At 62.2% G+C, this 26,990-nt stretch carries 28 protein-coding genes; 12 read left to right on the top strand and 16 right to left on the bottom strand.

The features are described from left to right. Positions 1–195: 195 nt before the first annotated feature. The 3 genes from Q0718_RS00395 to Q0718_RS00385 all read right to left on the bottom strand — a co-directional run bounded on the left by Q0718_RS00395 (position 196) and on the right by Q0718_RS00385 (position 1,576). Positions 196–360, bottom strand: a complete 165-nt coding sequence (locus Q0718_RS00395) for a DUF1328 domain-containing protein (protein ID WP_298911762.1) — start codon at positions 358–360, stop codon at positions 196–198. Between the two features lie 112 nt (positions 361–472). Continuing rightward, a complete protein-coding gene (locus Q0718_RS00390) occupies positions 473–865 on the bottom strand; it encodes an EF-hand domain-containing protein (RefSeq protein ID WP_298911759.1) in 393 nt (130 codons plus the stop codon). Positions 866–1,144: 279 nt separating this feature from the next. Next, the gene (locus tag Q0718_RS00385; protein WP_366523790.1) at positions 1,145–1,576 is read right to left on the bottom strand and encodes an iron-sulfur cluster assembly scaffold protein; all 432 of its coding nucleotides are present in this window, start codon (positions 1,574–1,576) and stop codon (positions 1,145–1,147) included. Between the two features lie 162 nt (positions 1,577–1,738). On the opposite strand from Q0718_RS00385, the gene Q0718_RS00380 reads away from it, so the two are divergent. Together Q0718_RS00380 and Q0718_RS00375 are read left to right on the top strand one after the other, a co-directional pair. After that, positions 1,739–4,024, top strand: coding sequence for a UvrD-helicase domain-containing protein (locus Q0718_RS00380; protein ID WP_366523789.1), 2,286 nt, complete (start codon positions 1,739–1,741; stop codon positions 4,022–4,024). A 4-nt stretch (positions 4,025–4,028) separates the two neighbouring features. Continuing rightward, complete coding sequence (locus Q0718_RS00375; RefSeq protein ID WP_298911753.1) at positions 4,029–4,877, top strand: 50S ribosomal protein L11 methyltransferase; 849 nt, start codon at positions 4,029–4,031, stop codon at positions 4,875–4,877. A 52-nt stretch (positions 4,878–4,929) separates the two neighbouring features. Here the strand turns inward: Q0718_RS00375 and Q0718_RS00370 are convergent, their stop codons facing one another. Both Q0718_RS00370 and Q0718_RS00365 read right to left on the bottom strand, forming a co-directional pair. Beyond that, the gene (locus Q0718_RS00370; RefSeq protein WP_298911750.1) at positions 4,930–5,058 is read right to left on the bottom strand and encodes a hypothetical protein; all 129 of its coding nucleotides are present in this window, start codon (positions 5,056–5,058) and stop codon (positions 4,930–4,932) included. A gap of 150 nt (positions 5,059–5,208) precedes the next feature. Further along, complete coding sequence (locus Q0718_RS00365) at positions 5,209–5,409, bottom strand: hypothetical protein (RefSeq protein WP_298911747.1); 201 nt, start codon at positions 5,407–5,409, stop codon at positions 5,209–5,211. Positions 5,410–5,586: 177 nt separating this feature from the next. Between Q0718_RS00365 and Q0718_RS00360 the strand changes: the two genes are divergently transcribed. Beyond that, positions 5,587–7,359: an aminopeptidase P family protein gene (locus Q0718_RS00360; RefSeq protein WP_366523788.1), complete on the top strand. Its 1,773-nt coding sequence runs from the start codon at positions 5,587–5,589 to the stop codon at positions 7,357–7,359. Between the two features lie 69 nt (positions 7,360–7,428). On the opposite strand, the gene serS is transcribed toward Q0718_RS00360, so the two are convergent. Next, positions 7,429–8,694 carry a serine--tRNA ligase gene (gene serS / locus Q0718_RS00355; protein ID WP_298911741.1) on the bottom strand — a complete coding sequence of 422 codons (1,266 nt, stop codon included), beginning with the start codon at positions 8,692–8,694 and terminating at the stop codon, positions 7,429–7,431. Between the two features lie 148 nt (positions 8,695–8,842). On the opposite strand from serS, the gene Q0718_RS00350 reads away from it, so the two are divergent. The 3 genes from Q0718_RS00350 to Q0718_RS00340 are packed head-to-tail and all read left to right on the top strand — an operon-like array spanning position 8,843 to position 10,324. After that, entirely contained in the window at positions 8,843–9,589 is a 747-nt protein-coding gene (locus tag Q0718_RS00350; RefSeq protein ID WP_298911739.1) for a DUF481 domain-containing protein, read from the top strand. A gap of 46 nt (positions 9,590–9,635) precedes the next feature. After that, positions 9,636–10,130 carry a histidine phosphatase family protein gene (locus Q0718_RS00345; protein WP_298911737.1) on the top strand — a complete coding sequence of 165 codons (495 nt, stop codon included), beginning with the start codon at positions 9,636–9,638 and terminating at the stop codon, positions 10,128–10,130. Beyond that, the gene (locus Q0718_RS00340; RefSeq protein WP_298911735.1) at positions 10,127–10,324 is read left to right on the top strand and encodes a hypothetical protein; all 198 of its coding nucleotides are present in this window, start codon (positions 10,127–10,129) and stop codon (positions 10,322–10,324) included. The genes Q0718_RS00345 and Q0718_RS00340 overlap by 4 nt, the downstream gene beginning before the upstream one ends. 165 nt (positions 10,325–10,489) lie before the next feature. Here the strand turns inward: Q0718_RS00340 and Q0718_RS00335 are convergent, their stop codons facing one another. From Q0718_RS00335 to crtY, 3 genes are all read right to left on the bottom strand, one after another. Next, positions 10,490–10,885, bottom strand: coding sequence for a hypothetical protein (locus Q0718_RS00335; RefSeq protein ID WP_298911733.1), 396 nt, complete (start codon positions 10,883–10,885; stop codon positions 10,490–10,492). 93 nt (positions 10,886–10,978) lie between these two features. Continuing rightward, positions 10,979–12,532, bottom strand: a complete 1,554-nt coding sequence (locus tag Q0718_RS00330) for a phytoene desaturase (protein ID WP_298911731.1) — start codon at positions 12,530–12,532, stop codon at positions 10,979–10,981. Next, positions 12,529–13,689, bottom strand: coding sequence for a lycopene beta-cyclase CrtY (gene crtY / locus Q0718_RS00325; RefSeq protein ID WP_298911729.1), 1,161 nt, complete (start codon positions 13,687–13,689; stop codon positions 12,529–12,531). The genes Q0718_RS00330 and crtY overlap by 4 nt, the downstream gene beginning before the upstream one ends. A 48-nt stretch (positions 13,690–13,737) precedes the next feature. On the opposite strand from crtY, the gene Q0718_RS00320 reads away from it, so the two are divergent. Continuing rightward, entirely contained in the window at positions 13,738–15,024 is a 1,287-nt protein-coding gene (locus tag Q0718_RS00320; RefSeq protein ID WP_298911727.1) for an amidohydrolase family protein, read from the top strand. A gap of 165 nt (positions 15,025–15,189) precedes the next feature. On the opposite strand, the gene Q0718_RS00315 is transcribed toward Q0718_RS00320, so the two are convergent. After that, complete coding sequence (locus tag Q0718_RS00315; RefSeq protein ID WP_298911725.1) at positions 15,190–15,639, bottom strand: cytochrome c maturation protein CcmE; 450 nt, start codon at positions 15,637–15,639, stop codon at positions 15,190–15,192. A gap of 104 nt (positions 15,640–15,743) precedes the next feature. Between Q0718_RS00315 and ccmA the strand changes: the two genes are divergently transcribed. From ccmA to mazG, 5 genes are read left to right on the top strand one after another with little or no spacing between them, the layout of a single operon-like run. Next, positions 15,744–16,385 (top strand): heme ABC exporter ATP-binding protein CcmA, encoded by a 642-nt coding sequence (gene ccmA / locus Q0718_RS00310; RefSeq protein ID WP_298911723.1) that lies wholly within the window; start codon positions 15,744–15,746, stop codon positions 16,383–16,385. Next, positions 16,382–17,035: a heme exporter protein CcmB gene (locus Q0718_RS00305; protein WP_298911721.1), complete on the top strand. Its 654-nt coding sequence runs from the start codon at positions 16,382–16,384 to the stop codon at positions 17,033–17,035. Before ccmA ends, Q0718_RS00305 begins: the two co-directional genes overlap by 4 nt. Then, entirely contained in the window at positions 17,035–17,772 is a 738-nt protein-coding gene (gene ccmC / locus Q0718_RS00300) for a heme ABC transporter permease CcmC (RefSeq protein ID WP_298911720.1), read from the top strand. The genes Q0718_RS00305 and ccmC overlap by 1 nt, the downstream gene beginning before the upstream one ends. Further along, complete coding sequence (ccmD, locus tag Q0718_RS00295; RefSeq protein ID WP_298911718.1) at positions 17,769–17,876, top strand: heme exporter protein CcmD; 108 nt, start codon at positions 17,769–17,771, stop codon at positions 17,874–17,876. The genes ccmC and ccmD overlap by 4 nt, the downstream gene beginning before the upstream one ends. Further along, on the top strand, positions 17,873–18,616 hold the full coding sequence (gene mazG / locus Q0718_RS00290) for a nucleoside triphosphate pyrophosphohydrolase (protein ID WP_298911716.1): 744 nt from the start codon (positions 17,873–17,875) through the stop codon (positions 18,614–18,616). The genes ccmD and mazG overlap by 4 nt, the downstream gene beginning before the upstream one ends. On the opposite strand, the gene hflX is transcribed toward mazG, so the two are convergent. From hflX to Q0718_RS00260, 6 genes are all read right to left on the bottom strand, one after another. Next, a complete protein-coding gene (gene hflX, locus Q0718_RS00285; RefSeq protein WP_298911713.1) occupies positions 18,613–19,929 on the bottom strand; it encodes a GTPase HflX in 1,317 nt (438 codons plus the stop codon). The genes mazG and hflX overlap by 4 nt on opposite strands. 14 nt (positions 19,930–19,943) lie before the next feature. Then, positions 19,944–20,219 carry an RNA chaperone Hfq gene (hfq, locus tag Q0718_RS00280; protein ID WP_298911712.1) on the bottom strand — a complete coding sequence of 92 codons (276 nt, stop codon included), beginning with the start codon at positions 20,217–20,219 and terminating at the stop codon, positions 19,944–19,946. 142 nt (positions 20,220–20,361) lie between these two features. Next, complete coding sequence (locus Q0718_RS00275; RefSeq protein WP_298911710.1) at positions 20,362–21,801, bottom strand: potassium transporter TrkG; 1,440 nt, start codon at positions 21,799–21,801, stop codon at positions 20,362–20,364. Between the two features lie 36 nt (positions 21,802–21,837). Then, the gene (gene trkA, locus Q0718_RS00270) at positions 21,838–23,211 is read right to left on the bottom strand and encodes a Trk system potassium transporter TrkA (RefSeq protein ID WP_298911708.1); all 1,374 of its coding nucleotides are present in this window, start codon (positions 23,209–23,211) and stop codon (positions 21,838–21,840) included. Positions 23,212–23,256: 45 nt separating this feature from the next. Further along, positions 23,257–24,681 (bottom strand): sigma-54 dependent transcriptional regulator, encoded by a 1,425-nt coding sequence (locus Q0718_RS00265; protein WP_298911706.1) that lies wholly within the window; start codon positions 24,679–24,681, stop codon positions 23,257–23,259. After that, the gene (locus Q0718_RS00260; RefSeq protein WP_298911704.1) at positions 24,678–26,975 is read right to left on the bottom strand and encodes an ATP-binding protein; all 2,298 of its coding nucleotides are present in this window, start codon (positions 26,973–26,975) and stop codon (positions 24,678–24,680) included. Before Q0718_RS00260 ends, Q0718_RS00265 begins: the two co-directional genes overlap by 4 nt. Positions 26,976–26,990: the final 15 nt, after the last annotated feature.

Here is a 26,990-nt window from a genome sequence, read left to right as displayed (position 1 = left end):
AGGACGTGGTCGTCCATGGAGGTCCGAGCCTCAGAGAGAAGGTCGAAAACACCACAAGGTCGAACAGCTCGGTTTGACATCTAATGTCATCGCAACCGATCCGGACCGGACGGCCGACACGGGCAACAGCATCGGATGAAAAAAAGCCCCGGACGATGATCGTCCGGGGCTTCGTCTTGTCTTGCGGGACTGTCGCTACGCTTTTCTGACCAGGTGCATGATCAGGCCGATCACGAACAGAGCCAGGAAAATATAGAACAGGATTGTCGCGATGCCGGATGCGGCGCCGGCGATGCCGCCGAAGCCGAGCACGGCCGCCACGATTGCGATGACAAGAAAAATGATAGCCCAACGAAGCATTGGCTCTCTCCCAGATTGCCGAGCGATATTGCTCTTGGCTGACTAACGGGAGTCGGCCCGACTCCGTTCCCACAGTTTCAAATCAATGAAACCGTGGGATTGGAGGGCCGCTTTACATTTCCGGCTCTTCGTCGATGACGATCTCGTCTGCCGCACCGTCGTCAGCCGCAGTGTGGAGCTCGTCTTCGGTCAGTTTGCCGTCACCGTCCGTGTCGAGCGACTGGAACATGGCGTCATAGTCGCCGGACACGACCAGCGCGCCGGAATTGTCGTCGCCGTCTTCGGCCATGGCAACGGTGAAGTTGATGTACTCTTCCGCGTCGAGCTTGCCGTCGAAATCGACGTCGGCTTTGGCGAGATGCGTTTTCACGTCATCGACGCTCAGCACTGTGCTGGGTGCGGGTTCGACGACTTCCGGCATGGGATCCTGAGCGACGGCAATGGTCGTACCGGCGATTGTCAGGGCGGAAGCGGCGAGAAGAGTCTTGAGGTTCAGCTTAGGCATGGGGGTCTCCTTGTAAAAGTCGATGCCAAGCCCCCCGGCTTGCAACAAACATAAGCACCCCCGACAGAGCCTCAACTTACCGGAAGTTTAGACTCCCGACAGGTTGAAGCCGCCACATTGCGACCATATTGAAATACTGCCCCTTGTATTGGTTAAGACTTTGCCATGTCCGAAATCGCCGTAAAGTCGAAAGATTACGATGCGCCAACATTACAAATACGGCGGACTGGCGGACTTCCATGTCGAAATAGGTCTGAAGTGCGCCGATCCGGCCGAGAATCAGGCCTCTTTGGCGCCAGCCTTCTCGACCGCTTCGACGGCGGCTTCGAAGGCCAACATCGTGCTTTGATGGCGCGCAGGATAGTCTCGCACACTCTGTAACAGCTTCAGCTGCGAGAAACGGCCTTGTGGAGGCTCGCCGGCTTCTTTCAACATGGCTTGCAACCCATCTCTTGCCGTTTTCAGCATCGTTAGATCAGCCCCGAGGATATTCGCCTTCAAGACCGCGGCGCTGGCTTGCCCCAAGGCGCAGGCCTGCACGCGAAGCGCGGCATCGCTGACAAAGCCGCCCTCCATCGCGACATCGACTTCGACCCACGACCCGCAAAGCTTGCTGAGTTTCCGGGCCGTACCGTCCGGCGCGTCCAAGGCTTCGTTGCGCAAGGTCGATGACAGGGAAAGGATATCGCCATTGTAAAGCGCGCCGAGCATGGTTCCGATGTAGGAAGACGCGTTGCCCACGTAAAGCGCCGCATTGGCCCCCTCGCCACGCGGCGATGTTGTCCCTATGTTCCAAAGACTATGCCGCCATCCGATTCGTTCCAGCCTGCGCCGCCCGCGCCTGCGTCCGCAGGCTCGATTTCCGCGCGCGCCATGCCGGTGCGGACGGTCGATGGGTCGGCCGACTATCTGGAGGGACTGAATCCCGAACAGCGCGAAGCGGTCCTCAGCACGGAAGGGCCGTTATTGGTGCTGGCCGGAGCCGGCACCGGCAAGACCCGGGTGCTGACGACGCGGCTGGCCCATATCATCCGCAACCGCCTCGCCTGGCCGAGCCAGATCCTGTCCGTCACCTTCACCAACAAGGCAGCGCGCGAGATGCGCGAACGCGTCGGCGGGCTGATGGGCGAGCAGATGGAAGGCATGCCGTGGCTCGGAACGTTCCACTCCATCGCGGCCAAGATTCTGCGCATTCATGCCGAGCTGGTGGATCTCAAGAGCAGCTTCACCATCCTCGACACGGATGACCAGATCCGCCTGTTGAAACAGGTCATTGAAGCCGCGGGCATCGACAGCAAACGCTGGACGGCGCGCTATATGGCCTCGCTGATCGACGGATGGAAGAACAAGGGTCTGACGCCCGACAAGCTTGGAGCGGATGACGGCCATGCCTTCGCCGAAGGCAAAGGCGTCGAGATCTACGCGACCTACCAAGCCCGGCTGAAAATACTCAACGCGGTCGATTTTGGCGATCTCTTGTTGCACAACATCACGATTTTCCAGCAGAACCCGGATGTCCTGAAGAAATTCCACGACAAGTTCCGCTACCTACTTGTGGACGAGTATCAGGATACGAACGTCGCGCAGTATCTCTGGCTGCGGCTGCTGGCCCAGGGGTCGAACAATGTGTGCTGCGTCGGCGACGACGACCAGTCCATCTATGGCTGGCGCGGCGCGGAGGTGGATAACATCCTGCGTTTCGAAGCCGATTTCCCCGGCGCCAAGGTCATCCGGCTGGAACGGAACTACCGCTCGACCGAGCACATTCTCGGTGCGGCCTCCGGCTTGATCGCGGCCAACAAGGACCGGCTCGGCAAGACCTTGTGGACCGACGATGCAGGCGGCCACAAGGTCAGCGTGACGGGCGTCTGGGACGGACCGGCCGAAGCGCGCATCATCAGCGGCGAAATCGAGAACTGGAAGACCAAAGGCCGCTCATACAATGATGTTGCGATCCTCGTTCGCGCTTCGCGCCAGATGCGCAACTTCGAGGAACGCTTCATCCAGCTCGGCCTCCCCTACCGTGTCATCGGCGGGCCCCGCTTCTTCGAACGCGCCGAAATCCGCGACGCGCACGCCTATCTGCGTGTCTTGCGGTCCGATACGGACGATCTCGCGTTCGAGCGCATCGTCAATACGCCCAAACGCGGTATCGGTGCGACCAGCGTGCGCAAGCTGCAGGAAGCGGCTCGGGCGATGAACGTCTCGCTGGAACAGGCGACGCGCACCATGATCCGCACGGACGAAATTCGCGGCAAGGCCCGCACCAGCCTGCGCGCTTTCACGCAAGACATCGATCGCTGGCGGCGCGAAGCACGAGACACAAAACACACCGAAATGGCCGAGCGCATCCTCGATCAGTCCGGCTACACCCAGATGTGGCGCGACAATAAGGATGCAAAGAGCCAGGGCCGTCTGGAAAACCTCAAGGAGCTGATCTCCGCGATGGGCGAGTTCGATACGCTCGATGCCTATATGGAACATGTCAGCCTGGTGCTGGACGTGGAGTCCGGGCCGCAGGAGGACGAAATCAGCCTGATGACGCTGCACAGCGCCAAGGGCCTCGAATTTCCGCTCGTCTTCCTGCCGGGTTGGGAAGAAGGCACATTTCCGAGCCAAAGGGCGCTGGACGAAAGCGGCATGGCGGGTCTCGAAGAGGAACGCCGCCTCGCCTATGTCGGCATCACCCGGGCGCGGGAAATGGCGAAAATCTATTTTGCGGCCAATCGGCAGGTCTATGGATCCTGGCAATCGTCCTTGCCGTCCCGTTTCATCGACGAGCTGCCGATCGAGCATGTGGATGTCGAAAGCGAAGCCAACCAGTACAATCCGTCCCTGATCGCGGACCGCGTGCAGGAAGATTTCGGCCGCACCTTCGCCAAGGCGCAGTCCGGGCGCGCGTCGCCCGGGTGGCAACGCTATCAGAAGAACAAGGATCGCCAATTCGGACGCGAACCCAAGGAGATCGAAGGTCACGCCGTGCGCCGGCCGGCCAAGGGCAAGACCTCCAACTACACGGTCGGCGAACGGGTTTTCCACACCAAGTTCGGGTATGGCGAGGTCATGTCGGCCGACGGCACTAAGCTGACCGTGGAGTTCGACAAGGCGGGCGAGAAAATGGTACTGGACGGTTTCGTGCAGCGCGCCGCAGATGTCTGACGGCATGTCCCGACCGTTTGCCTTGGCCGTTCGGACAACGCCAGAAGCCGGCTACGCCTTGGCTGAAACGCTCGGCTTCGACGACATGACGGAAGCGCTGTCCGTCTCCATTTTCGATGACGGTCCCGACCGGGTTCACATCCAAGCGCTCTATGAAACCAAGGCCCATGCCGAAGCCGCATCGGCAACAATCGACCCGCGACTGGAATTCGCGATCTCTCAGGTGCCGAACGAAGATTGGGTCAGGCTGAGCCAATCCGGTCTGGCACCGGTCATGGCCGGACGGTTTGCCATCCATGGCAGTCACGACACGCCGCCGCGCGGCCTTGCATTTCCCATTCAGGTCGATGCCGGTCAGGCATTCGGGACCGGACATCACGGCACCACGCAAAGCTGTCTGCTGATGCTGGACGAACTGGAAACCTCCGGAGCGAAGCCGGGGCAAATCCTGGATCTTGGCACCGGCGCAGGCGTTCTCGCCATCGCTGCGGCCAAACTCTTCCCGGAAGCGTCGATATTGGCGACCGATATCGATCCCATGGCCATCGAAGTGGCAATCTCGAACGCGATGTCGAACGATGTATCCTACGAGTCTCTAGTCGCAGACGGGTTCGAGGCGGACAGCCTTCGCGGTCGGACCTTCGACCTGATCATCGCCAACATCCTCGCCGGTCCACTGCGCGAGTTGGCGCCGGACATTGCGGGTGCGATAAGCCCAGACGGGCAGGCAATCCTGTCGGGCATTCTGGATGAACAGGCGCAATGGGTGGCGGATGCTTTCCGCAAGACCGGCCTGACAGTCCAGTCCCGCCCCAGCCTGGGTGGCTGGACATCCCTATGGGCGCGCCCATAAAAAAAGCCCGGACACAAAGTCCGGGCTCTTCATATTTTCATGGCTGGCGGAGCTAGATCGCGCGGAGGGCGCGACGGCTCTGGCGTGCCGAGCGGCGGGCCAGAAGGCGAAGCTGGGCGATTTCGCCAAGCTTGACCTTATCCTGCGTACGCAGGCGTGCGGTATCGAATTGGTAAGACATTGTCCTCTTTCGGTTCTTCGTTCAGATCGGATGGCACAGCGACATGCTATGCCTGATTTCGCGGACGGCATGTAGTCGCGGACTCAATCTGGAAGAACCACCAAGCTTCGGACGGAGCTATGCAAAAACGGTGGGAACCTCGCGGAAATGTTAGCTCGGCGTTAACTCGTCGGTTCTGTCGCGACGGGCGAAAGCGGATTCCGGCGGATACTCGAAATCTAGAAGGTCGGGTGCGGGGTTGATGTTCAGAGGTTTGTCACCCGTCCGAGTGGGCCGCGGCTCGGTTTTGTCCAAGCCCAAACCCGAACCATGTGTCGATAGAAATTTCAATCCGAACAGCCGTGCGGCCATGAATGCTCCTTTTCACGTCCCGCCTCTGCGGACGGTGACGAAAACGACCATAGCACGGATCGGCTGCGTTTTTAAGGGGCTTGCCTTTTCCTTGCGGCCGAAAGCGCCTAGAGCCGCATCATGGGCAGACAAACGACAGACTTGATACAGAATTTCGACGTGGTCGGCGGACCGCAAATGGGGCGGGACCATGTGCCCTTGCTGCGCGCCGAGTTGGACCGCCTCGACCTCGATGGATTGCTGATCCCGCATGAGGACGAATACAATAACGAGTATCTGCCCGACCACAATGAACGGCTGATGTGGGCGACGGGCTTCACCGGTTCGGCGGGCGCCGCTATCGTCCTGCGGGACCGGGCGGCCATGTTCGTGGACGGGCGCTATACGCTGCAAGTGCGTCAACAGGTTGACGGTGATCTCTTCGACTATGCGCGGCTGGAAGACGGGGTCGCCAAATGGTTGCGTGACAATCTGCGCAAGGGCGAACGGGTCGGTTACGACCCGCGTTTGCATTCGGTCAAGGCCGTGGCGGCTTTGACAAAGGCAGCCGAAGGTGCAGGCGCGGCGCTCATCGCGCTGGACGCCAATCCCATCGACATGGCCTGGACGGACCGCCCCGCCCCGCCCAAGGGGGTGGTTTCGGTCCAGCCGGACGATCTGGCTGGAAAGAGCCATGCGGACAAGCGCAAGGAGATCGCGGCCGCCATAGGCCATGCGGGCGCGGATGCCGCCATGTTGACGGCGCCGGCTTCGATCGCGTGGTTGCTCAATCTGCGCGGCGCCGATGTGCGCTGTACGCCGCTCTTGCTGGGCAATGCCATTATCGACGCCGAAGGTCGCGTGACCCTATACACCGATCCGGACAAGCTATCCAACGCGGTACGATCGCATCTGGGCAATCAAGTGTCCATCACGTCCGAACAATCGCTCGACGCCGATATGAAGGCATGGTCGGGCAAAAGCGTCATCGTCGATCCGACGACAGGATCGGCTTGGCACTCGCAGGTCTTGAAAGAGGCGGGCGCGACGGTTCTGGCCAAGCAGGATCCGGTTGCCCTGCCCAAAGCGAAGAAGACGGAAGCGGAGCTGCGCGGGACCGAAACGGCACACCGTCGCGACGCCGTGCCCTTGATCCGCTTCCTTCATTGGCTGGATACCGAGGCGCAATCCGGTGACTATGACGAAATAGACGCCGCAGTGAAGCTCGAGACCTATCGCCACGAGACCGGATCGCTGAAGGACCTGTCTTTCGAAACCATATCCGGTTCCGGACCGAACGGGGCCCATCCGCATTACCGCGTGAATACTGCGACCACATTGCCGCTCAAGCCGGGCACGCTCTATCTGGTGGATAGTGGCGGGCAATATGTGGACGGCACGACGGATGTGACGCGCACCGTTCCCATCGGAACCCCGACCCAGGCTATGCGCGAGCATTTCACGCTGGTCCTGAAGGGGCATATCACATTGGCCACGATCCGCTTTCCGTCCGGCACGACAGGATCCAATCTCGACGCTTTCGCCCGTTACCCGCTCTGGCAGGCCGGACTGGATTACGACCACGGCACCGGCCACGGCGTCGGCGCATTCCTGGGCGTCCATGAGGGCCCGCAACGCATTTCCAAGACACCGAACACTGTCGCACTGGAAACCGGCATGATCGTGTCGAACGAACCCGGATATTACCGCGAGGGCGAATACGGCATCCGGATCGAGAACCTGCAATATGTGACCGAAGCACAAGACATTCCGGGCGGGGAACGACCGATGCACGGCTTCCACACTCTGACACTTGCCCCGCTACACCGCGACCTGATCGACACGGATATGTTGACCGAGGCAGAACGCGACTATGTCGACGGCTATCATGTCCGCGTGTTCAAAGAGATCGGGCCGGAGTTCGATGGCGAAGTGAAGGCTTGGTTGGAAGCGGCTTGCCGACCTCTCTGAGACGATCAAGACACTCAACGATCGGCTCGCCTCAGGCGCCTTTCGCCGGGGGCCGGGTTTTGGCGTGACCTATCCGATCGTCTCCATCCCGCCCATATACGGCACCAGCACGTCCGGTATCGTAATGCTGCCGTCTTCTCTCTGGTAGTTTTCCAGCACCGCGACCAGCGTCCGGCCCACGGCCAGACCGCTGCCGTTCAAAGTGTGGACGAAGCGATTGTCCTTCTCGCCCGCCTTGTAACGCGCATTCATCCGCCGCGCTTGGAAGTCTCCGCAATTCGAGATCGAGCTGATTTCGCGGTAGGTCCGCTGGCTCGGCAACCAGACTTCGATATCGTAGGTCTTCTGTGCTCCGAAACCGAGGTCGCCGGTGCAGAGCTCGACCACGCGGTATGGCAGTTTCAACGCCTGCAAGACGCGCTCCGCGCAACACAGCATCGTCTTATGCTCCTCCTCCGCCTGGTCCGGCGCGCAGATACTGACCAGTTCCACCTTGTTGAACTGGTGCTGCCGGATCATCCCCTTCGTATCCCGCCCGGCCGACCCCGCTTCGCTGCGGAAGCACGGTGTGTGCGCGGTCAGGCGCTTGGGAAGCACATTCGCGTCCAATATGCTCTCCCGCACCGTATTGGTCAGCGAGACTTCGGCGGTGGGGATCAGGAAATGCTCTTGCGTGCCGTAGAGGTCCTCGGCGAACTTCGGCAGTTGTCCCGTGCCGTGAAGCGCTATCGGCCAGACGAGCAAGGGCGGCGACGTCTCCTCGAACCCCTCGCCTGTCTGCATGTCGAGCATAAGGGCCGCCAATGCGCGGTCCAAACGCGACAGCGCACCGCGCAGGATGACGAAACGGCTGCCGCTCATCTTCGCCGCCGTTTCGAAATCCATCAGGCCGAGCGCCTCGCCCAGATCGTCATGGGCCTTGGGCTCGAAGGAAAACTCTTTCGGCTCGCCCCATTTGACGATCTCGACATTGTCCTCTTCTCCCGCACCTTCCGGAACGTCATCGGCTGGAAGGTTCGGCAGACCCGCCAACAAAGCATTCAGCGTGTCTTCCTCGGTCTCCAATTGGGTGCCGAGCACGGCAATGACATTTTTTGCGCCTGCCACTTCCGCCTTCAGCCGTTCGGCTTCATCGGCATCGCCCCGACCCATGGCGGCACCAATCTGCTTGGAAGCCTTGTTGCGCGCGGCTTCGGCTTCCTGAACCATCGTCTTGGTCTTGCGGATGACAGCGTCCCTTTCGAGAATCCTCGGCGTTTGCGGGTCTAGCCCACGGCGCGCCCATGCGCTGTCGAACCTGTCGGGTTTTTCACGGATGGCTTTGATATCGAACATGATAGGTCTTGCTGCGCTTTAGGCCGATGGAAGGTGCGCGCCGCTTTTAGGCGCGCGGAACGGAGGCGTAAAGCGCAGCCTCGTCAAGGCTCCGTTAACCGTGCCGTCGGCATCGTGTTACTGAATCACACTACTGGAGTGTCGTCTCTTGTCGCGTCCCATAACCATCCTGACTTTCCTGATTGTCGGCATGTCCTCGCCAGCTTTGGCGAAGGATGCCGCGGATCCGGGATGGGGCGGCACTATCGAGCTGAACGGTTCCAACACGACGGGCAACAACAACACCACAAATGTCGGCATCAGGCTGAAATTGAAAAACCGGGGCGCGGATTGGCGTCACAACCTCGCGACATCGGCCGATTACGGCAAGGCCCGTGGCCGCACCAACAAGGAGCGGTTCAGGGTCGATTACAAGATCGGGCGCGACATTGGCGAGCGCAGCTACCTGTTCGCCAACGCCAACTATTTCAGCGACGATTTCGGCGCCTTCAAGAACGGGGCCTTCCTAGGCTCCGGTTATGGCTATCAGGTGCTGGAAACGGAACCGATCATGTGGAAGCTCGAAGCCGGGATCGGCTACCGGTCCCAGAAAGCCCGTCTGAAACAGAAAGCCCCGGACGATCCCATCAATCGCAAGGACAGCTTTACATCCGCGCGGCTGTTTTCGGACTTCGAATACGACTTCAGCGAAGCCGTCGCGTTGGCCAACGATACCGAGATCTTCTATTCGGATGTGGATACCTATCTGATCAACGAGACCTCCGTGACATCGGACCTGTTCGGCGCGCTCGCCATGCGGGCGAGTTTCCGCGTCGAAACCCATACGGACGTGCCGGTCGGGCGCGAAAAAACCGATACGGTCAGCCGACTCGGCATCGTCTACACCATGGAATAGCGCTGCGGAGTGGCCGCCCCGCCCACTTCGCGCTAGGGCATTGGCCATGCTATCCCACCTTCTGTTCATGCGTCACGCCAAGTCCAGCTGGGCCGATCCGGACATGCGCGACCATGACCGCCCTTTGAACGAACGGGGCAGGCGCGCCGCCACGGCTATCGGACAGGCCCTGCAGGCGCGCGGATATGCACCGGACACGATCTGGAGCAGCGATTCCCGGCGCACGCGGGAGACCGCCATGCGCCTGATCCGCGCCATCCCAGGCGCACAAACTGTGACCTATCTGCCGGAGTTCTACCATGCATCGCCGCGCAATGTTCTGGATGTCGCTCGCCGGAAGGGCGAACCGGATGCCGGCAAGCTCATGTGGCTCGGTCACAATCCCGGATGGGCGGAACTTCATTCGCTGTTCTCGGGTCGGTTCGACGATTTTCCGACCGGTGCCTGCACCGTTCTGGAACGTGTGTCTGACGATGACTGGCTCTCGCCTGGCAGCTGGCGGGCGATCGATCTGATCCTGCCGCGCGAACTCGAAGCATGAAGCAAAAGGTACGGGCCGTGTGGGGTTTCGCCGTCGCCCTATTGCTCTACCTCGCAGCTTTTGCCGCCCTGATCTGGATCTGGTGGACTGGCCGTTCCGTCTGGTGGGGCTTGGCGATCGTCGCTCTTGTTATCCTATCCGACCGGACGTGGCTGGTGCTTGTTCGCGGCTGGTTCGGCCCGAAACGAAAATAGCGCTCGCGACTAGGAGGAGCCGTCACGAGCGCTATCATGTCCATTCACAAGGGGAAGATCATGGACTCTGTCGGCCGCACCCAAAGGATGTGAAATGCCGCCTGATTTTACTACGGGCTGGACACCGTCCTTGGATTGGAAGGACGCCAGGGATTTCGCGCTACGCTATTTCAGCGCAAGAAGCGTGTCTTGGTCTCGCAAGAGATAGAGCAGTCCCATCGCCGCAGAGGCTGGCAGCGCTGCCAGAAAGATCTGCTGAAAGCTCTCAAGGCCCCAGACATAAGCCTGGACCGAGATCAGAATGGCGCCGACATGCAGGATGAAGACCAAGCCATAGGTCACACGCTTCTTGAACCCGATCACGAAGGCAATAAGCAGCGCGATCCAGAATGCACCGACCGCCAGGTTGACCCAATCCGGAATGCCGCCCGACGTGTGATAGTATGTGTCGGCGATCTTATCGATCTGGTCAGGGTTGGTGAACCGCATCACCTGCCAAGGCAGCAGGAAATAGAAGATGGACAGCCGCGTCAAAAAGAGCGGCAAGCGGAGATTGGGCATGAAGGCCTCCCGGTTTGAAGTGGGAAGCGCCTAACAGATAGAATTGCGACAGTGCGACACTCTGTCGTGAGATCCCGTCACGAGCCCGTGAGCCTAGCGCGCCAACGCGGCCTTGAAATCGTCCGCCACGACACCCGCCGTTGCCTTGGCCGCACCGACAACGCCTGGAACGCCGGCCCCCGGATGCGTGCCCGCACCGACAATATACATGTTGCCCAGCACGTCGTCGCGATTATGGGGTCGGAACCAGGCCGACTGGGTCAGCACAGGCTCGATGGAAAAAGCGCTCCCCAAGTGGGTATTCATCTCGTCCCGGAAGCCGAACGGAGTCAGTGTCTTCCGGACGACCAGATCGCGTTTCAGGTTCGGAATGGCGTGTTCTTCCAGATAGTCCAGAATCTTGTCCGTATAGGCTTCGCCGAACGTGTCCCAATCCACATCGGCATGGCCGAGATGCGGCACGGGCGACAGGACATAGTAGGATGAACAGCCTTCCGGTGCCATGGAGGGATCCGTCACGCAGGGCGCATGCAGATACAGCGAGAAGTCCTCCGGCACCTTGCGGCCCTTTCCGAAGATCTCCGCAATCAGCTCGCGGTAGCGCTGTCCCAGCAGAATGATATGGTGCTTCATGTCCGGATGGGTTGTCTTCAGTCCGAAATAGAGCACGAAGAGCGACATGGAATGACTCTTCTTGGTCAGGCTGCGCCCGTAGCTCTTGCCGCGGTCGTGACCGCGCAGAAGTTTCGAATAGGTGTGCACAACATCCGCGTTGCTGGCGACAAGATCGGCATCCATCGACCAGCCGTCTGCGGCCTCGACGCCTGTCACGCGGTCGTCGTCGGTGCGGATATCGGTAATTTCCGTAGACAGCTTCACCGTGCCGCCGAGATCTTCGAACAGACGGATCATGCCGTCCACCAGCGCCCCGGTTCCGCCTTGGGCGAACCAGACGCCGCTCTTGCGTTCCAACGCGTGGATGAGCGCATAGATCGAGCTGGTCTTGAATGGATTGCCGCCGACCAACAGCGACTGGAAAGACAGCAGCTGCCGCACGCGTTCGTTCTTCACGAACTTGCTGACCATGGCATAGACGCTCTTGTCGGCGCGCAATCGCACAAGCTGCGGCGCCGCCTGCAGCATCTGGCGGAATTTCAGGAACGCCGTCGTGCCGAGCTTCTCATAGCCTTCGCGGTAAAGCTCCTGGCTGTAGGCAAGGAACTTTCGGTAGCCTTTCACATCGTCGGGATTGCGCTGCGCGATTTCGCTTTCCAGCCGTTCCTGGCTTTCCCAATAATCCAGTGTGTCGCCGTCTTCCCACTGCAGTCGGTAGAACGGATCGACGGGCAGCAAGGTGACGTAATCGTCCATCTTGCGGCCGGACAGCTCCCATAGCTCCCGCAGGCAATTCGGATCGGTGATCACGGTCGGGCCACCGTCGAACTTGAAGCCGTCCTCTTCATATACATAAGCACGGCCGCCCGGCTTGTCGCGATTGTCGGCCAGGGTGACGTCGAAGCCCATGCTTTGCAGCCGGATGGCCAGTGCGATGCCTCCGAAACCGGCGCCGATCACGATGGCCGTCGGCTTTCCGTCCGCGCCCTGCTTGGCGGCGGCGATGTCGGCCGGATCGATGGCTGCGTTCATGATGGTGGTCCTTTGGCGCGTTCGCGGCGGATGAACGCCTTTTCGCTGAAATTGGCAAGCGCCCTGCTAACGGGCACGGGGGGCTTTCCGATGAGGATGCGCGCCTTGTCGCGCGCGGTCAAACCGTTCCGGTAGAAACGGCGGATCAACCCTTCGCCCAGACCGTAGAAACGTTGCAACACGACATAGCGTCGCGACGGATCGGCCGCGCGGAAAAACATGCGGTTCAGCAATCGCGCATAAGTCTCTCGGCGAAGGTGATGGGCCCGGAAATCCGCCACGGCTCCGGGCACGGCCGAAGGTCCGTTTCTCAAGATGGCCTGGGCGATGACATCTGCAACCTCGACGGCGTGCGGTACGGTGAAGCCGGTCGCCGCCACGGCGAAGCCGCCGCCCAGCCCGATCTTCGCGCTATCGTCCCGGCGGTCCGTTGCCATCATCATGGGCAGAACCCCTTTCTCACGCCGCACGGTCTTGTAGTCGTTCCATCCCTTGCCGGCGATATAGCGTTCGATGCGGTCCCCGATCGCATTCTCGGACAGATGCGGATCGTCGGAGAAATACGTGTCTTCGACCAGCAGGTCCCGGTCGGAGAACGGAAGGAGGTACATGAACCGGTAGCCGTCGATCTGCTCGACCGTCGCATCCATGATGACGGGGCGTTTTACGCCGTGCGGCTCGTCCGTGCGGATGACGTGGCCGACGAACTTCTGCCATCCTGCGAACTCGTCGTCACGCAGGGCGAAGCCCGTGGCATCGATGTGCGGCGCAGCGTCGTCCGGTTTCGTCCGGCCGAGGTGAACCCGCAACCGCCCTGCCGCGATGAAAGGCGCCACGGCGTTACGCAGGGTTACGGAATTGCCGGAACGGTATCCGATCGGCAGAACACGTCTGCGGTCGGGGAAGCGGACTTCGTAATCGGGCCAGCGATGCGCGACGAACGGGGCGAACCAGTCGCGAAGCTCCGGCGCGATGTCTGTCGCATTGAACGACCAAGTGTGGTCGCCCGCGATACGGTCCGAAATTTCGTACAGGTCGATGATGAGGCCCGGATTGACCGAAAGGCACCGCCACGCCGTGACGAGCCCCGACAGTCCGGCACCGGAGATGACCAGATCGGCCAAGCTCTCTTCCCTGCTTTCCGCTTGCGGTTCCATCGCCGCCGCGCTTAGCTTCAAACGACAGCAACGACCACAGGCACCGACATGAAAACCGCGCTTTCTCTCCTGCTTGCCTTCATCCTGCCGTCAGCTGGCTGGGCGACCGACACGGTCATCCGCGCCGGAACGCTAATCGATACGAAAGCCGGAACGACCCTGTCGGACCGCTATATCCTGATCGAGGACGGCACGATCACCGATGTGCTGTCAGAGGAGGAGTATACCCGCCGGGCCGTATCAGCCACTATGATCGACTTGTCCGACATGACGGTCCTGCCCGGGCTCTCCGACGCGCATGTCCATCTCACCAGCGATGCGACTTTGCACGGTTACAGGCGACTGACCCGTTCCACGCCCCGGGCCGCCATTACGGGCGTACGCAATGCGAAACGTACATTGGAAGCTGGGTTCACGACGGTCCGCAATGTCGGCGCGCCCGATTTCACCGATGTCGCCTTGCGTGACGCTATCACGGACGGCGACATAATCGGCCCGCAAGTCATTCCGGCCGGGCGGGCCATCGGCATCACGGGCGGGCACTGCGACAACAATCTGCTGCCCTATGAATACGGCGCGGTCGGCGGCGGTGTCGCGGACGGACCCTGGGAAGTCCGCGGGAAAGTCCGCGAGAACAAGAAATACGGCGCCGAAGTCATCAAGTTCTGCGGCACGGGCGGCGTCCTGTCCAAAGGCACGACCATCGGTGCGCAGCAATTCACCCTAGAGGAAATGGAAGCCATCGTGGACGAAGCGCATCAGCTCGGCATGAAGGCCACAGTGCACGCGCATGGAGAACGCGGCATCAACTCGGCGATCCGGGCGGGCGTCGATTCGGTCGAACACGCCTCGCTCATTTCCGACGAGGGCATTCGCCTAGCGCTCGAGAACGGCACCGTCCTGTCCATGGACATCTATGTCTCGGATTACATCCTGTCCGAGGGCGAAGCCGCCGGCATACTTCCGGCCAGTCTCGAAAAGGAGCGACAGGTCGGCAAGGCCCAGCGCGAGCGCTTCCAGGCCGCGGTCCGGGCCGGCGTCCCGATTGCCTTCGGGTCGGATGCCGGTGTCTACAAGCACGGGCTGAACGGGCGGCAATTCGCTTACATGGTCCAATGGGGCCAGACTCCCATGCAGGCGATCCAGAGCGCGACGGTCATCAATGCCGAACTGTTCAATCTGGATGGCAGGATCGGCGTGATCGCTCCGGGTGCGGATGCGGACATTATCGCCGTCGATCAGAATCCGCTGCAAAATGTCCGGGCGCTCGAAGATGTGGACTTCGTCATGGCCGACGGGGCGGTGATCGTCGGACGCGGATCGAAGCCGAATTAACCATTATGAGCGATAAGTGTGCCGATCTGGGAAACACGGCGTTCGCAAGCGATTATGCCCTAGCTCAAAGCGTTTCGGACCTGTCATAGCCGCCGCGTCTGCTTCGGCAGGCACGGCGAGCGGTGAGGTTGCCCCACATCAGCCGAACCGCTCGTCACCGGATTGTCAGCTCGCGATCTCGTCCTGGTAGTCGATCTTGGGCTGGTAGTTCTCGTCATGTTTGGCGAGCACTTCTTCGGCATAGAACTCCGTCTCGCCGATCATACGGCCCGACACGACCACGCCCTGCCCTTCGCGGAAGAGATTGGGCAATTGTCCGTTATGCGTGACCTTGATCGGTGTCGGCATGGGTCGCTCGAAATCCTCGACATTGAAAGTCGTCGTGATGCCGGTCCGCGCAATGGATCCTTCCGCGACCAATCCGCCGATCCGGAACGTTTCCGACTGCGGAACGAAACCCTTCGCCATGACATCCGCCGGATTGTAGAAGAATTGCGTGTTATCGCTCAAGGCCGACAGGATGAGCGTCACGCCCAAAGCAAGTCCGACGCCGACGAGAGCGATCAATCCGAGCCGACGGTTTCGCCTAGGCGGAGTTATGGTGGGCGGGGTCATGCTGCGCGCGGTCATGATCCCTAGATAGACTGCGCCCAACCCGGCTGCAATCGGTTGAGTCCGCTCGGCGTGACATCGGTCAAAAGGCGCGCCATAGGGGCGCCATGCCGGACCGGTTCGACACGCTTGCGCGCCCGATCTCCCTGTCGGTTGACTCCCTGCACCTGTCGCGAGGCGATAGACGCTTGATCGAAGGCCTGTCGCTCGAATTGGGCCCTGGCGACGCGCTTTGGTTGACGGGTCCGAACGGCATCGGCAAGACGACCTTGCTGCTTGCTTTGGCGGGATTGTTGCGACCGGACGCGGGAAGCGTCGATTGGATGATAGCCGATCATCGGGTTCGGCCTGAAAATGCCGTGGCCTACGCGGCTCACCAAGGTCCGGAACGCAACGGCCTGAAACTGGGCGAGGAGCTGGCCTTCTGGCAGACGCTCTATCGAGACCGAAAAGTCTTGCAGGCCCGGCTCGAATCAGTGGGCCTGTCAGGGCGCGCCGATACGCCGGTCGCCGGTCTGTCGGCCGGGCAGCGCCGACGCTTGTCCCTGGCGCGGTTGATGGCCTCCAACCGTGGCGCGTGGCTGATGGACGAACCTCTGGCCGGTCTGGACACGGAGGGCCGCGCGCGCGTTACCCATGTGCTAAGCGATCATCTATCTAACGGCGGGCTTGCCGTGATCGCGTCTCATCAGCCCGTGCCGATCGACGGCGTGACCGCCCACAAACTCGTTCTGGAACCGGGGTCATGATGCGCGCCATCCTCCTGCGCGACCTTCGTCTCGCCGCACGCGGTGCATCCGGCACGGGACTGTCGCTCGCCTTCATGGCCCTGTTCGTGCTGCTGTGCGGTCTCGCCCTGGGCGGATCACAGCCCGCGCTCGGCCCCGGCCTGCTCTGGCTCGCCGCGACCTTGTCCGCCCTGCTCGGCCTCGATCGGTTCTATCAGCCGGATCAGGAAACCGGCGCGTTGGCGCAGATGCACCATGCGGGCGCGTCGGAAACGGCGATCGCGACGGCCAAATGCCTGTCCTTCGCCTTGACGGCCATTATCCCGCTTATCCTGGCAGCCCCGTTTCTAGCGCTGCTCTTGGGCATGGACGGGCCATCGATCACGGGAACCGTATTGTCGCTGATCGTCGGCGCGCCTGCCCTGACGGCCTATGCGTCCGTGACGGGCGCTTTGCTGGCGGGACAGCGCAGCGGCGGCGTTCTGGCGGTCATCCTGACGGCGCCTCTGCTTATCCCCGTGCTGATCTTCGGGACGGAAGCGGCGAACGTCTTCGCCGCGGACGGCCTGGCTACGGTGCAATTTCGCATCCTTGCAGGCTTGAGCTTCATCGCCGTCGCGCTAGGACTGCCCGCGACGGTCGCGGCGCTCGCGGCGAATAGAGGCGCATGATGTTCAGCCGGTTTGCTAATCCCCAACGTTTTGTCGGCCTCGCCCGCTGGTTGGGCCCGCTATTGGGATGGGGCGCGTTGGTCACGCTGACGCTCGGCCTGTGGCAGTCGCTGATCGCCTCGCCGCCCGAAGCCGAACATGGCGAGACGGTGCGCATCATGTATGTCCACGTGCCCGCCGCTTGGTCGGCCATGGCGGCCTATAGCGCGATCGCGATTGCCAGCCTCGTCAGTTTCGTCTGGCGCCACCCGCTCGCCGATATGGCGGCCCGGTCGCTCGCCCTGCCCGGCGCGGCCTTCACGGCGCTGGCGTTGATCACCGGTAGCCTGTGGGGCAAGCCCGATTGGGGCACCTATTGGCAATGGGACGGCCGCATGACGAGCGTGCTGGTCCTGTTCTTTATCTACGTCGGCTACATGGCGATCTGGCAGGTGGTCGAAGACCGCAAGCGCGCCTCGCGCCTTGCTGCCATCACCGCCATGATCGGTTGGGTGAACATTCCGATCATCAAGTTTTCCGTCGAATGGTGGAACACATTGCACCAATCCGCCACGGTATCGATGCCCGAAAGCCCCGGATTGGCGATGGAGTTGCTGGTGCCGCTCATGCTGATGGCGACAGGCTATACGCTGCTGCTCGGATGGCTGACCGTGCGGGGCATGCTGGCCGAAATCGCGACCGCACGGGCCGCCCGCTGCCCTGCGCCTGCCGCGACGGCCCGCATGGAAGCGCTATGATGGATATGGGGCCGTTCGCCATCTTCATCTGGGGCAGCTACGGCGCGACCGCGCTGGTGCTCGGCGCGCTCGTCCTGCGCGCTCTGCGTCAGCCCAAGCCATGAGCGTCAGTTGCGATGGTCTGCCCCAAGACCGATATACCCGGCTGAAAGCGTTGATGGAGCGGCTGCGCACCGATTGCCCTTGGGACCGCACGCAGACCTTCGAGACCATCGCACCCTACACGATCGAAGAAGCCTATGAGGTCAAGGATGCCATCGACCAGTCGGACATGGCCGCGCTGAAATTGGAATTGGGCGACCTGCTGTTCCAGGTCCTGTTCCATGCCCGTATCGCCAGCGAAGCCGGTGCTTTCGATCTGGACGACGTCGCCGATGCGCTGGTCGAGAAGATGGTCCGCCGTCATCCGCATGTCTTCGGAGATACGGAGAAGGCCGATTGGGAGGAAATGAAAGCTGCCGAACGGACCGGCGGAACGCTAGACGGGGTGGCGCTCGCGCTGCCCGCTCTCATGCGCGCCCAGAAGCTGCAGAAACGCGCGGCCAAGGTCGGCTTCGACTGGCCCGACGGCGACGGCGCCTTCGACAAGATCGTGGAAGAAGCGGCGGAGTTGCGCGACGCCGCACCGCAAGACCGTCATGAGGAAGCGGGCGACCTGTTGTTCTCGGTCGTCAATCTCGTGCGCAAGCTCGGGCTGAACGCCGAAGCCGCCCTGCGCGACGCCAATGCGAAGTTCACACGGCGCTTCGACGCCGCCGAAGCGCGGGCCGGCGGATCGCTCGACGGTTTGTCCCTGGACGCGATGGAAGGCCATTGGCAGGCCGTGAAACGCGACGAAACCTAGTCGTTCACCAACGCCGCATGGTTCGACCGGAACTTCCCGGCATCGCTTTCAGACAGCCTGACCGTCATATTGACCGCGCCAGCCATGCCGCTTTCCTCGTCCAAGACATGGCCGTTTTCGTGCAGCCACGCGCGGGCCGAAAACGTCTTGGGCGTGATCGTGACGTTCAGGACTTCATCGGTCCGGGTCAGCGCTTCCTCGACACCCGCCAGCAACGCCTCGATTCCGGCCCCGGATAGGCAGGACACGACGTAGGAATCGGTCAGTGACGCTTCGGTGCGCGACCGATCGGCCAATGACTCGACATCCTCGCGCCGGCCTTGCGACAGCAGGTCGGCCTTGTTCCAGACCTCTATGATCGGCTGGCCGTGATCCGGACCGGCGCCGATCTGGTCCAGCACCTCCATCACTTCCTCGCGCCGCCGCGCCGTCAGCGGATCGGAGATGTCGCGCACATGCAGCAATACGTCCGCCTCCAGCGTTTCCTCCAGCGTGGCGCGGAACGAGGTGATGAGCTGCGTCGGCAGGTCGGAAATGAACCCCACCGTATCCGAAAGGATCGCGCTCTGCCCGCTCGGCAGCGGCAGGACGCGGTGGGTCGTATCCAATGTCGCGAACAGCATGTCCTTGGCCAGCACGCCGCCCGTAGTCAGCCGGTTGAACAGGGCCGACTTGCCCGCATTCGTATATCCAACCAGCGCAACGATGCGTTCGCTCGACCGCTTGCGTTGGGCGCGTTGCAGGTCGCGGGTGCGGCGCACATCGTCCAGCTGCGACTTCAGCCGGTCGATCTTCTCGTTAAGCTGGCGCCGGTCGCTTTCGATCTGGGTTTCGCCCGGACCGGCCAGGAAGCCCTGTCCGCCGCGCTGTCGTTCCAAGTGGGTCCAGGTCCGGACCAAGCGCGAGCGTTCATAGTTCAGCCGCGCCAACTCGACCTGCAACCGGCCTTCCTTAGTCGCGGCACGCAGACCGAAAATCTCCAGGATCAGACCGGTCCGGTCGATGACCTTGACGTTCAGAGCCTTTTCCAGGTTTCGCTGCTGGATCGGCGTCAGCTCGCCGTTGACGATGAGGACGTCGAGCGCCAGCGCCTGGATGGCCGCCGCCATGTCCTCGATCTGGCCGGAGCCGAAATAGTTGCTGACCTTGACCTCCCGGATCGGCACGATGCGCGCCTCGACCGGGGCAACGCCCAGCGCTTCGGCCAGACCGACCGCCTCTTCGAGATCATATTCCGCATCGCCGGACCGGGCATCCGAAAAGCGGGGATGCGCGACGAGCGCGCGTTGGATCTTTATGTCGTGATCAAACAAGGTCGGTCGGCGCTTCAGTCTTTGTCCGTGGCGTCTACGTCGGCCTCGGCGTCGGCTTCTGTCGCTGGATCGTGCAGCTGGACGGGGCCGGACGGCATGATCGTGCTGATAGCGTGTTTGTAGACGAGCTGGGAGCTGCCGTCACGGCGCAGCAGCACGCAAAAACTGTCGAACCAGGTCACGACGCCCTGCAACTTCACGCCGTTGACCAGGAAGATCGTCAGCGGCATCTTGGATTTGCGTACGGCGTTGAGGAACGCGTCCTGGAGGTTCTGTTTGCGCTCGGACATGGATCACCCGGTCTTGTTCTTGGGTGCGCCAGCGAGGATCGCACCGGATTGGCCTTACGGCCCGTTCTTAGACGCAGCCATTACAATTACAATCGATAACGGCGCACGGGGGTGAGCGTTCCACAGCATGGGGATCACGTCGTCATTGCCGCCACGTCGCCGGGATGAGCAAGGACAGCGCAATCAGGACTTCCACCCGGCCGATCAGCATGAGCGTCGCGGCGATGGTCAGCTGCAACCCCGTGAAATCCGCATAGCGCAGGCCCGACGACGGCAGCGTCATGTCGAGCAACGGGCCGATATTGGCGATCGACGCCGCCGAGACAGCCAACGCATCCTGCAGCTGCAATCCCCCTGCTCCGAGGAACAACGCGCCGATAGCGAAGCAGAAGGTATAGCCGAAGAAATACATCCAGATCGACAGGAATTCCTCGTCGGCAATAGCTTGCCCCCTGAATTCGATCGGCTTGACGCGCGACGGGTGGGACAGTCGCGCAATGTCCGTTCCCAGATGGCGGAACAGCAGGAGCAGCCGGATCACCTTGATGCCGCCCGCCGTGGAGAGGGCCGATCCGCCGATCAGCGCCGTTACGATCAGGACCGGCGCCGGCACCATGTCCAGACTGATCACGTCGTAGCGGTACCCGGCCGAGCTAACGAAATAAAAGGCATCGAGCAGAGCCGGACCGAAATTGTAGAGGCTCGCGAAAAACAAGGTCGTCAGGAACAGGATCGCGGCGATCGCGAACAGGCCGCGATGTTCGACATGGGTGAAGATGCGGGCGAACGACCGCCACCGCCGCAAACGCAGGAAATCCCACACGACCGAAATATTGAATGCGCCGACCATGCAAAGCATCGCCAGCACGATGGCCGAGACGGGCGACAGCACATTGGCCAGCGGGCCGTTGAAGGGCTGCAACCCGCCCGTGCTGACCCCTGACAGGGCCAGGCACAGCGCCGTGAACGTATCCGTGCCGCCCATGATCATCAGCATGAACCCGATAGCGGCGAAAAACAGATAGATGGCGGCGATCAACTGCCCGATACCGACGATCCGGTCGAATAGCTGTCCGGTGCGGAAAGTGAACAATCCGGAGCGGTGAATGCCGGTACCGGTCAGGTTCAACGCGGCCAGGATGACGACGGCGAAGGTCGCGACAGCCATGCCGCCGAAAAATTGCAGCAACGAGCGCCAGAAGAGAAGCGTCCGCGACAGGCTTTCCGGATCCAGCGTACTGGCCCCGGTCGTGGTCATGGCCGAGACCCCTTCGAAGGCGGCAGTCACGACACTGTCCGTTGCGCCCAGCACATAGAAGGGCAGCGAACAGACGATCGGCACGACCGTCCAGAACAGGACGAGGAACAGGATGGCTTCAGAGGCACTTTCCTTGCTCGCCGCCTTGAAACTCGCCGTGATCATCAAGGCGCCGGTCAGGGCCGCGATGAGCGCCAGAAAAGCCATCAACACCGCCTCACGCAGTTCCAGCACGATGGTGGACAGCATCGCCGTCACCAGCATCAGCGCCGCAGAGCTCAGCAATGCGTAGCCCAGCCACAGGAGTATCTTGATCAGCCTCACCGCGCGGAGTCCGGCCAGGGCGTGGCCATGGCGGCGCTAATAGAGCTCGACACCGACGCGGAACAGCGCCTCGATGTCGCGCAACGCAGCCCGTTCGGCCAGCAGGATGACCCGGTCGCCCTCTTTGAGCAAAAGCGTCGGTTCGGGCATCAGGACGCGCCCGTCGCGCACCACGGCCCCGATGGCGACGCCGTCTTCCACACCGGCTTCGCCCAGTGTCTTTCCGGCGAAGATGGACGTTTCCAGCACTTCGCCTTCCAGCACTTCGGCCGATCCCTGATCGAGCATGTAGACATCGAGAATGCGGCCGCGGCGCACATGCCGCAGGATGGACGACACGGTTGAGGCGCGCGGGTCGATGACCATGTCGATGCCCAGATCCTTCTGCAATTCCTGCATGGAGCGTTCATTCAGCAAGACGATGTTCTGATGCGCCCCCAGGCGGCGCCCCAGGATCGAGGCCAGGATGTTGGTCTTGTCGTCATCTGTCAGGGCGATGAGCAGGTCCGCTGTGTCGGCGCCTGCCTCTTCCTGGACGGCCGCGTCCATGGCGTCGCCGTGCAGAATGACCGTTTTGGGCAATTCGGTCGCCGCCATTTCGGCCCGGTCCTTGTCCGCCTCGATGACGCGGACGCGGATGCCCGACTGGTCTTCCAGCTGGCGCGCCACATAGGTGCCGATGCTGCCGGCCCCGATGATCACGACATGACGTGCGCGCGACTCGGTCGTTCCGACGACTTCGAGCAGGCGCTGGGCATGCTCGGCGCGGGTGACGAAATAGGCGTCGTCACCCACTTCCAGAGGGTCGTCCGGATTGGGGGCGAACAGCACGCCGTCGCGGCGGATGCCGACGATGGCGGCGTGCAGGCCTTCGAACAGATCCGGGATCTGCCGGATCGGCGTGTCGATGATGGGGCAGTCCGGCCCGATCCGGACACCGAGGAATTGCACCAATCCGTCGGCGAACGGCACGACGTTGAACGCGCCCGGCGTGGACAATCGGCGCAGGATCGCCTTGCCGATCTCGATCTCCGGCGAGATGATGATGTCGATCGGCATGTTCTCGCGCGAATAGAGATCGTTATATTGCGCCCGGAGGTAGGATTGCGCCCGGACCCGCGCGACCTTGGTCGGCACGTCGAACAGCGAATGGGCGATCTGGCAGGCGACCATGTTGACTTCGTCGTACTGGGTCACGGCGATGATCATGTCGGCGCTTTCCACCCCGGCCCGGACGAGAACATCCGGGTGGGAGCCGTGACCCACGACGCCGCGCACATCCAGATCGGTCGTGATCTTGCGGATCAGCTCTGCGGAAAGATCCACCACGGTCACGGTGTTGTTTTCGACGGCAAGTCGGGTGGCGAGACCGTAACCGACGCGCCCGGCCCCACAGATGATCACGCGCATGAAGCGGCCTCGTTTGCCCGGCGGAGCCGCTGCACCCGGCGGCGCCTAATCGGCGTCCGCCTGCGCGGCGGCTGTACCGCTACCCGTGTTCAAGCCTAGCGACTTGAGTTTGCGATGCAAGGCGGAACGCTCCATCCCGACGAAGTTGGCGGTGCGGGAAATGTTGCCGCCGAACCTGTCGATCTGCGTCTGCAGATATTGCCGTTCGAAATGCTCGCGCGCATCGCGTAAGGATAGCGCGATCATGCGTTCACTGTCGTCGGGTGCCTGCCCGCCACGCACAACGGAAACTTCCGGCGGCAAGGTCGACAGGGTGATGGGTTGGCCTGGATCGCCGGTCGCGAGGATCAATAGGCGTTCGACGTTGTTGCGCAGCTGCCTTACATTGCCGGGCCAATCGTGCGCCTGCAGCGCGGCCATGGCGTCAGACCCGATCTCGCGCTTGGGCAATCCCGTGGATGTGGACAGCTGTTCGATGAAGAAATCGACCAGCGCGGGAATGTCGTCGCGGCGGTCCGACAAGGGCGGCGCTTCGAGCGGCATGACGTTCAGGCGGTGATAAAGGTCCTCGCGGAAGCGACCCATCTGGACCTGTTCGGACAGATCGCGGGAACTCGATGTTATGACGCGCACATCGACCTGCACGTCGTCGCGCCCGCCGATCCGCTGGAACCGCTGTTCGACCAGCAGACGCAGCAGCTTGCCTTGCGTCTCCAACGGCATGTCGGCGACCTCGTCGATATAGAGCGTGCCGTTGTGGGCGCGCTCCAGCAGGCCGGACTTCTCGACGCCCTCCGTCCCCTCGATCCCGAAAAGCTCCTCCTCGACCCGCTCCGGCACCATGGAGGCCGCGTTGACGGCCCGGAACGGCCCGCCGGAGCGTGTGCTTTCGCGGTGGATCAGTCGCGCGATCAGCTCCTTTCCCGTTCCCGATCCGCCGGAAATCAGCACGCGCGAATTGGTGGCGGCGATACGGGTGATCTTCTGGCGGAGCTGGGAGATCTGCGGACTGTCGCCGATCAGGGTCGTATCGGACGGGGCGCGGCCTTTCAGCTCGCGGTTCTCCTGGCGCAACTTGGCGGCCTCCAACGCCCGCAGGGCCGTCACGATCAGCTTGTCCGCCTTGAACGGCTTGACGATGTAGTCGTAGGCGCCCTTGCGGATGGCCGAAACGGCGGTTTCCACGGTGCCGTGTCCGCTGATGATGATGACGGGCAGATCCGGTGCGCTTTGCTTGAGCGTATCGAGCAGCTCGATCCCGTCCATCGTGCTGCCTTTCAGCCAGACATCGAGAATGACCAGGTTCGGCTCGCGCGCGCGGACGGCGTCCAGCGCCTCGTCCGAGGTCGCCGCCTCGCGTGTCTCGTGTCCCTCATCCTGTAGGATGCCCGCAATCAGCGAACGAATATCGGTTTCGTCCTCCACGATCAGAATGTCCTGGGCCGCCATGGTGAATCCGTCGGTCGTCATTCTGCAGCTTCCTCGCGGTAGAGTGTGTCTTCGTCGGTCTCGCCGGTCTCGGCCAGCAGTTTCAAGCTCACTTGCGCCCCGGCGCGGCCGTCGTCGCGCGCGTCGAGACGGATCGACCCGTTGTGATCTTCCACGATGCGCTTGACGATCGGCAGGCCCAGCCCGGTGCCGCCTTCACGCGTGGTGACATAGGGTTCGAGCAGCCGTTCGATATCCGCCATCGGCCAGCCGGGGCCATTGTCGCGCACGATGATCTCGATATGGCCATCGCGCTGCCGGACGGACGTCTCCACGACGCCGGACCAGCTTTCGTCGTGGCGGTCGGCTTCTCGCAGCACGGCTTCAGCGGCATTCTTGAAGACATTGGTCAAGGCCTGCGTCAGCAACCGGTCGTCGCCCCGCACGGGCAGCGTGTCCGGCCAGGGTCCGGTCTTCCGGAACCGGATGTCCGGGAACGCCACGCCCTGTTCGAACAGCACGTCCTGCAGCACACGCCCCAGGTCCATCGTCTCGAATTCCGGTTGCGGCATGCGCGCAAACGCCGAAAACGCATCCACCATGCGTTCCAGCGATCCGACCTGGCGGATGATGGTCTGGGTGCAATTGTCGAACACTTCGCGGTCCTCGGTCAGGACGCGGCCATATTTTCGCGACAGGCGCTCCGCCGATAGCTGGATCGGCGTCAGCGGGTTCTTGATCTCGTGGGCGATGCGCCGGGCGACTTCGCGCCAGGCCGATTGCCGCTGCGCCGTGACGAGCCGTGTCATGTCGTCGAACGTGACCACCCAGCCCGTATCGCGGCGCGCGCCCTGATAGCTGGCGACGCGCAGGTCGAGATTGATCGCGCCCACGTCGGTTTCGTAGGAAATCTGGTCTTCGGCCGTATTGGTCACGCTTTCACGCGCGCGGGCGAAGGCCGGTGCGAATTCAGGCAGCAGCTCGCCGATCGGCCGGTCCAGCGCCGTCTCCGCCGTCAATCCGAGCAGCCGTTCGGCAGAGGCATTGATCAGGGTGATGCGTCCGCTTTCCGTCAGTCCCAGCACGCCAGCGCGCACGCCCGACAGGACGGCTTCGGAAAACTGCCGCCTTTGTTCGGACACGTCATGTTCGCGCACCAGCTCGTCGCGCTGGCTGTTGAGCTGCTGCGTCATGCGGTTGAAGGCCGAGCCGAGATCGGAAATCTCGCCCCATTCCTCCGAGACATTGACCCGGGCGCTCATGTCCCCGCCCCGCACCCGTTCGGCCGCCGTGACCAGCGACGATAGCGGCGCGATGATGCGGTTGGCGAGCACCAGCCCGAGCCAGGTCGCCGCCATCAGCAGCAGGAGCGCCGTTTCGATGAAGGTCAGCGCGTAGATCCGGTTCATGCGCGACTGGCTGTCCGTAAACGCATCGATCCGCGCCGATGCATCCTCGATCCCGCGAATGTTGGACAGGACTTCCGAAGACGACCGCAAGCGCCGTCCCGCGTAGAGCAGCGTGTCGCTATCAGGCGTCAGCCGGATCAGCGCGATGAGGTAGTTGGTCTGGTCGTTGTTGAGGAACTGGGTCTGTTCCGCCGTGACCGCTTGCAACAGGTCCGGGCGCGGCACCTGGAAGGCCGGTGCAAGCGGTCCTGTCGCCTTCGACAAAACCTGTCCGTCGTCCCGCAAGAGGATCAGGGCGTCGAGATCGCGGACTCGGGCCGCGATCTGCAGTTCCGCCGTCAGGGAGATCCGGTCCCCGATCTCGAAATTGCGCTCCTCCAGACCCTGCCGCACAAGGCTGAGGTCGAACGCCAGTTCAGACAGTTCCTGATCCACATAATCTTCGAGGATCCGCTGGGCGCTTTCCATGTTCTTGCGTATGTCGGAGCCGAACAGGCCGGACATGTTCTGGCTGACGAGGGAAACCGCGAAAGCCCCGATGATGATCGCCGGCAACAAGGCGGCGATGCTGAAGATGGCGACGAAGCGGCGGTGCAGCAACGGCGCGGCGTCGGCTTCGTCATCCAGGAAGAGAGTGCGCCACACGCGGTGGCCCAGAAACAGCGCGATCGCGATGATCAGCACCATATTGGCTTTCAGGATCGTGTAGGCGGTCGCGACCTGCGCATCGTCGGAGCTGAAGCTCAGCAGCGTGCCCAGCATGGTTAGCACGATCGCCGAGACGAAAAAAACGCCGAATGCCGCAGAACGGGCGATGCGCGGCAGATGCCGACGCGTGCCTTGCGCCTTGGCGGCGGATGCGTCCGACGCGGGCGCATCGTTCGGAATGCTCAACACACTGACCACGCGGCTCCCGCCAGACTTCACACCCCCCGGCCGCCC

The sequence above is a fragment of the uncultured Algimonas sp. genome, from assembly GCF_947498175.1.
Classification (GTDB): Bacteria; Pseudomonadota; Alphaproteobacteria; order Caulobacterales; family Maricaulaceae; genus Litorimonas.
The sequence above is the reverse complement of the archived record's forward strand: the minus strand, read 5'-3'. Positions and strand labels throughout refer to the sequence as shown.

Excerpts from the sequence above, each read along its gene's own strand:
- Q0718_RS00395 (WP_298911762.1), bottom strand. The coding sequence starts at position 360 with ATGCTTCGTTGGGCTATCATTTTTCTTGTCATCGCAATCGTGGCGGCC.
- Q0718_RS00390 (WP_298911759.1), bottom strand. The coding sequence starts at position 865 with ATGCCTAAGCTGAACCTCAAGACTCTTCTCGCCGCTTCCGCCCTGACA.
- Q0718_RS00385 (WP_366523790.1), bottom strand. The coding sequence starts at position 1,576 with ATGCTCGGCGCGCTTTACAATGGCGATATCCTTTCCCTGTCATCGACC.
- Q0718_RS00380 (WP_366523789.1), top strand. The coding sequence starts at position 1,739 with ATGCCGGTGCGGACGGTCGATGGGTCGGCCGACTATCTGGAGGGACTG.
- Q0718_RS00375 (WP_298911753.1), top strand. The coding sequence starts at position 4,029 with ATGTCCCGACCGTTTGCCTTGGCCGTTCGGACAACGCCAGAAGCCGGC.
- Q0718_RS00370 (WP_298911750.1), bottom strand. The coding sequence starts at position 5,058 with ATGTCTTACCAATTCGATACCGCACGCCTGCGTACGCAGGATAAGGTC.
- Q0718_RS00365 (WP_298911747.1), bottom strand. The coding sequence starts at position 5,409 with ATGGCCGCACGGCTGTTCGGATTGAAATTTCTATCGACACATGGTTCG.
- Q0718_RS00360 (WP_366523788.1), top strand. The coding sequence starts at position 5,587 with ATGGGGCGGGACCATGTGCCCTTGCTGCGCGCCGAGTTGGACCGCCTC.
- serS (WP_298911741.1), bottom strand. The coding sequence starts at position 8,694 with ATGTTCGATATCAAAGCCATCCGTGAAAAACCCGACAGGTTCGACAGC.
- Q0718_RS00345 (WP_298911737.1), top strand. The coding sequence starts at position 9,636 with ATGCTATCCCACCTTCTGTTCATGCGTCACGCCAAGTCCAGCTGGGCC.
- Q0718_RS00340 (WP_298911735.1), top strand. The coding sequence starts at position 10,127 with ATGAAGCAAAAGGTACGGGCCGTGTGGGGTTTCGCCGTCGCCCTATTG.
- Q0718_RS00335 (WP_298911733.1), bottom strand. The coding sequence starts at position 10,885 with ATGCCCAATCTCCGCTTGCCGCTCTTTTTGACGCGGCTGTCCATCTTC.
- Q0718_RS00330 (WP_298911731.1), bottom strand. The coding sequence starts at position 12,532 with ATGAACGCAGCCATCGATCCGGCCGACATCGCCGCCGCCAAGCAGGGC.
- crtY (WP_298911729.1), bottom strand. The coding sequence starts at position 13,689 with ATGGAACCGCAAGCGGAAAGCAGGGAAGAGAGCTTGGCCGATCTGGTC.
- Q0718_RS00320 (WP_298911727.1), top strand. The coding sequence starts at position 13,738 with ATGAAAACCGCGCTTTCTCTCCTGCTTGCCTTCATCCTGCCGTCAGCT.
- Q0718_RS00315 (WP_298911725.1), bottom strand. The coding sequence starts at position 15,639 with ATGACCCCGCCCACCATAACTCCGCCTAGGCGAAACCGTCGGCTCGGA.
- ccmA (WP_298911723.1), top strand. The coding sequence starts at position 15,744 with ATGCCGGACCGGTTCGACACGCTTGCGCGCCCGATCTCCCTGTCGGTT.
- Q0718_RS00305 (WP_298911721.1), top strand. The coding sequence starts at position 16,382 with ATGATGCGCGCCATCCTCCTGCGCGACCTTCGTCTCGCCGCACGCGGT.
- ccmC (WP_298911720.1), top strand. The coding sequence starts at position 17,035 with ATGTTCAGCCGGTTTGCTAATCCCCAACGTTTTGTCGGCCTCGCCCGC.
- ccmD (WP_298911718.1), top strand. The coding sequence starts at position 17,769 with ATGATGGATATGGGGCCGTTCGCCATCTTCATCTGGGGCAGCTACGGC.
- mazG (WP_298911716.1), top strand. The coding sequence starts at position 17,873 with ATGAGCGTCAGTTGCGATGGTCTGCCCCAAGACCGATATACCCGGCTG.
- hfq (WP_298911712.1), bottom strand. The coding sequence starts at position 20,219 with ATGTCCGAGCGCAAACAGAACCTCCAGGACGCGTTCCTCAACGCCGTA.
- trkA (WP_298911708.1), bottom strand. The coding sequence starts at position 23,211 with ATGCGCGTGATCATCTGTGGGGCCGGGCGCGTCGGTTACGGTCTCGCC.
- Q0718_RS00265 (WP_298911706.1), bottom strand. The coding sequence starts at position 24,681 with ATGACGACCGACGGATTCACCATGGCGGCCCAGGACATTCTGATCGTG.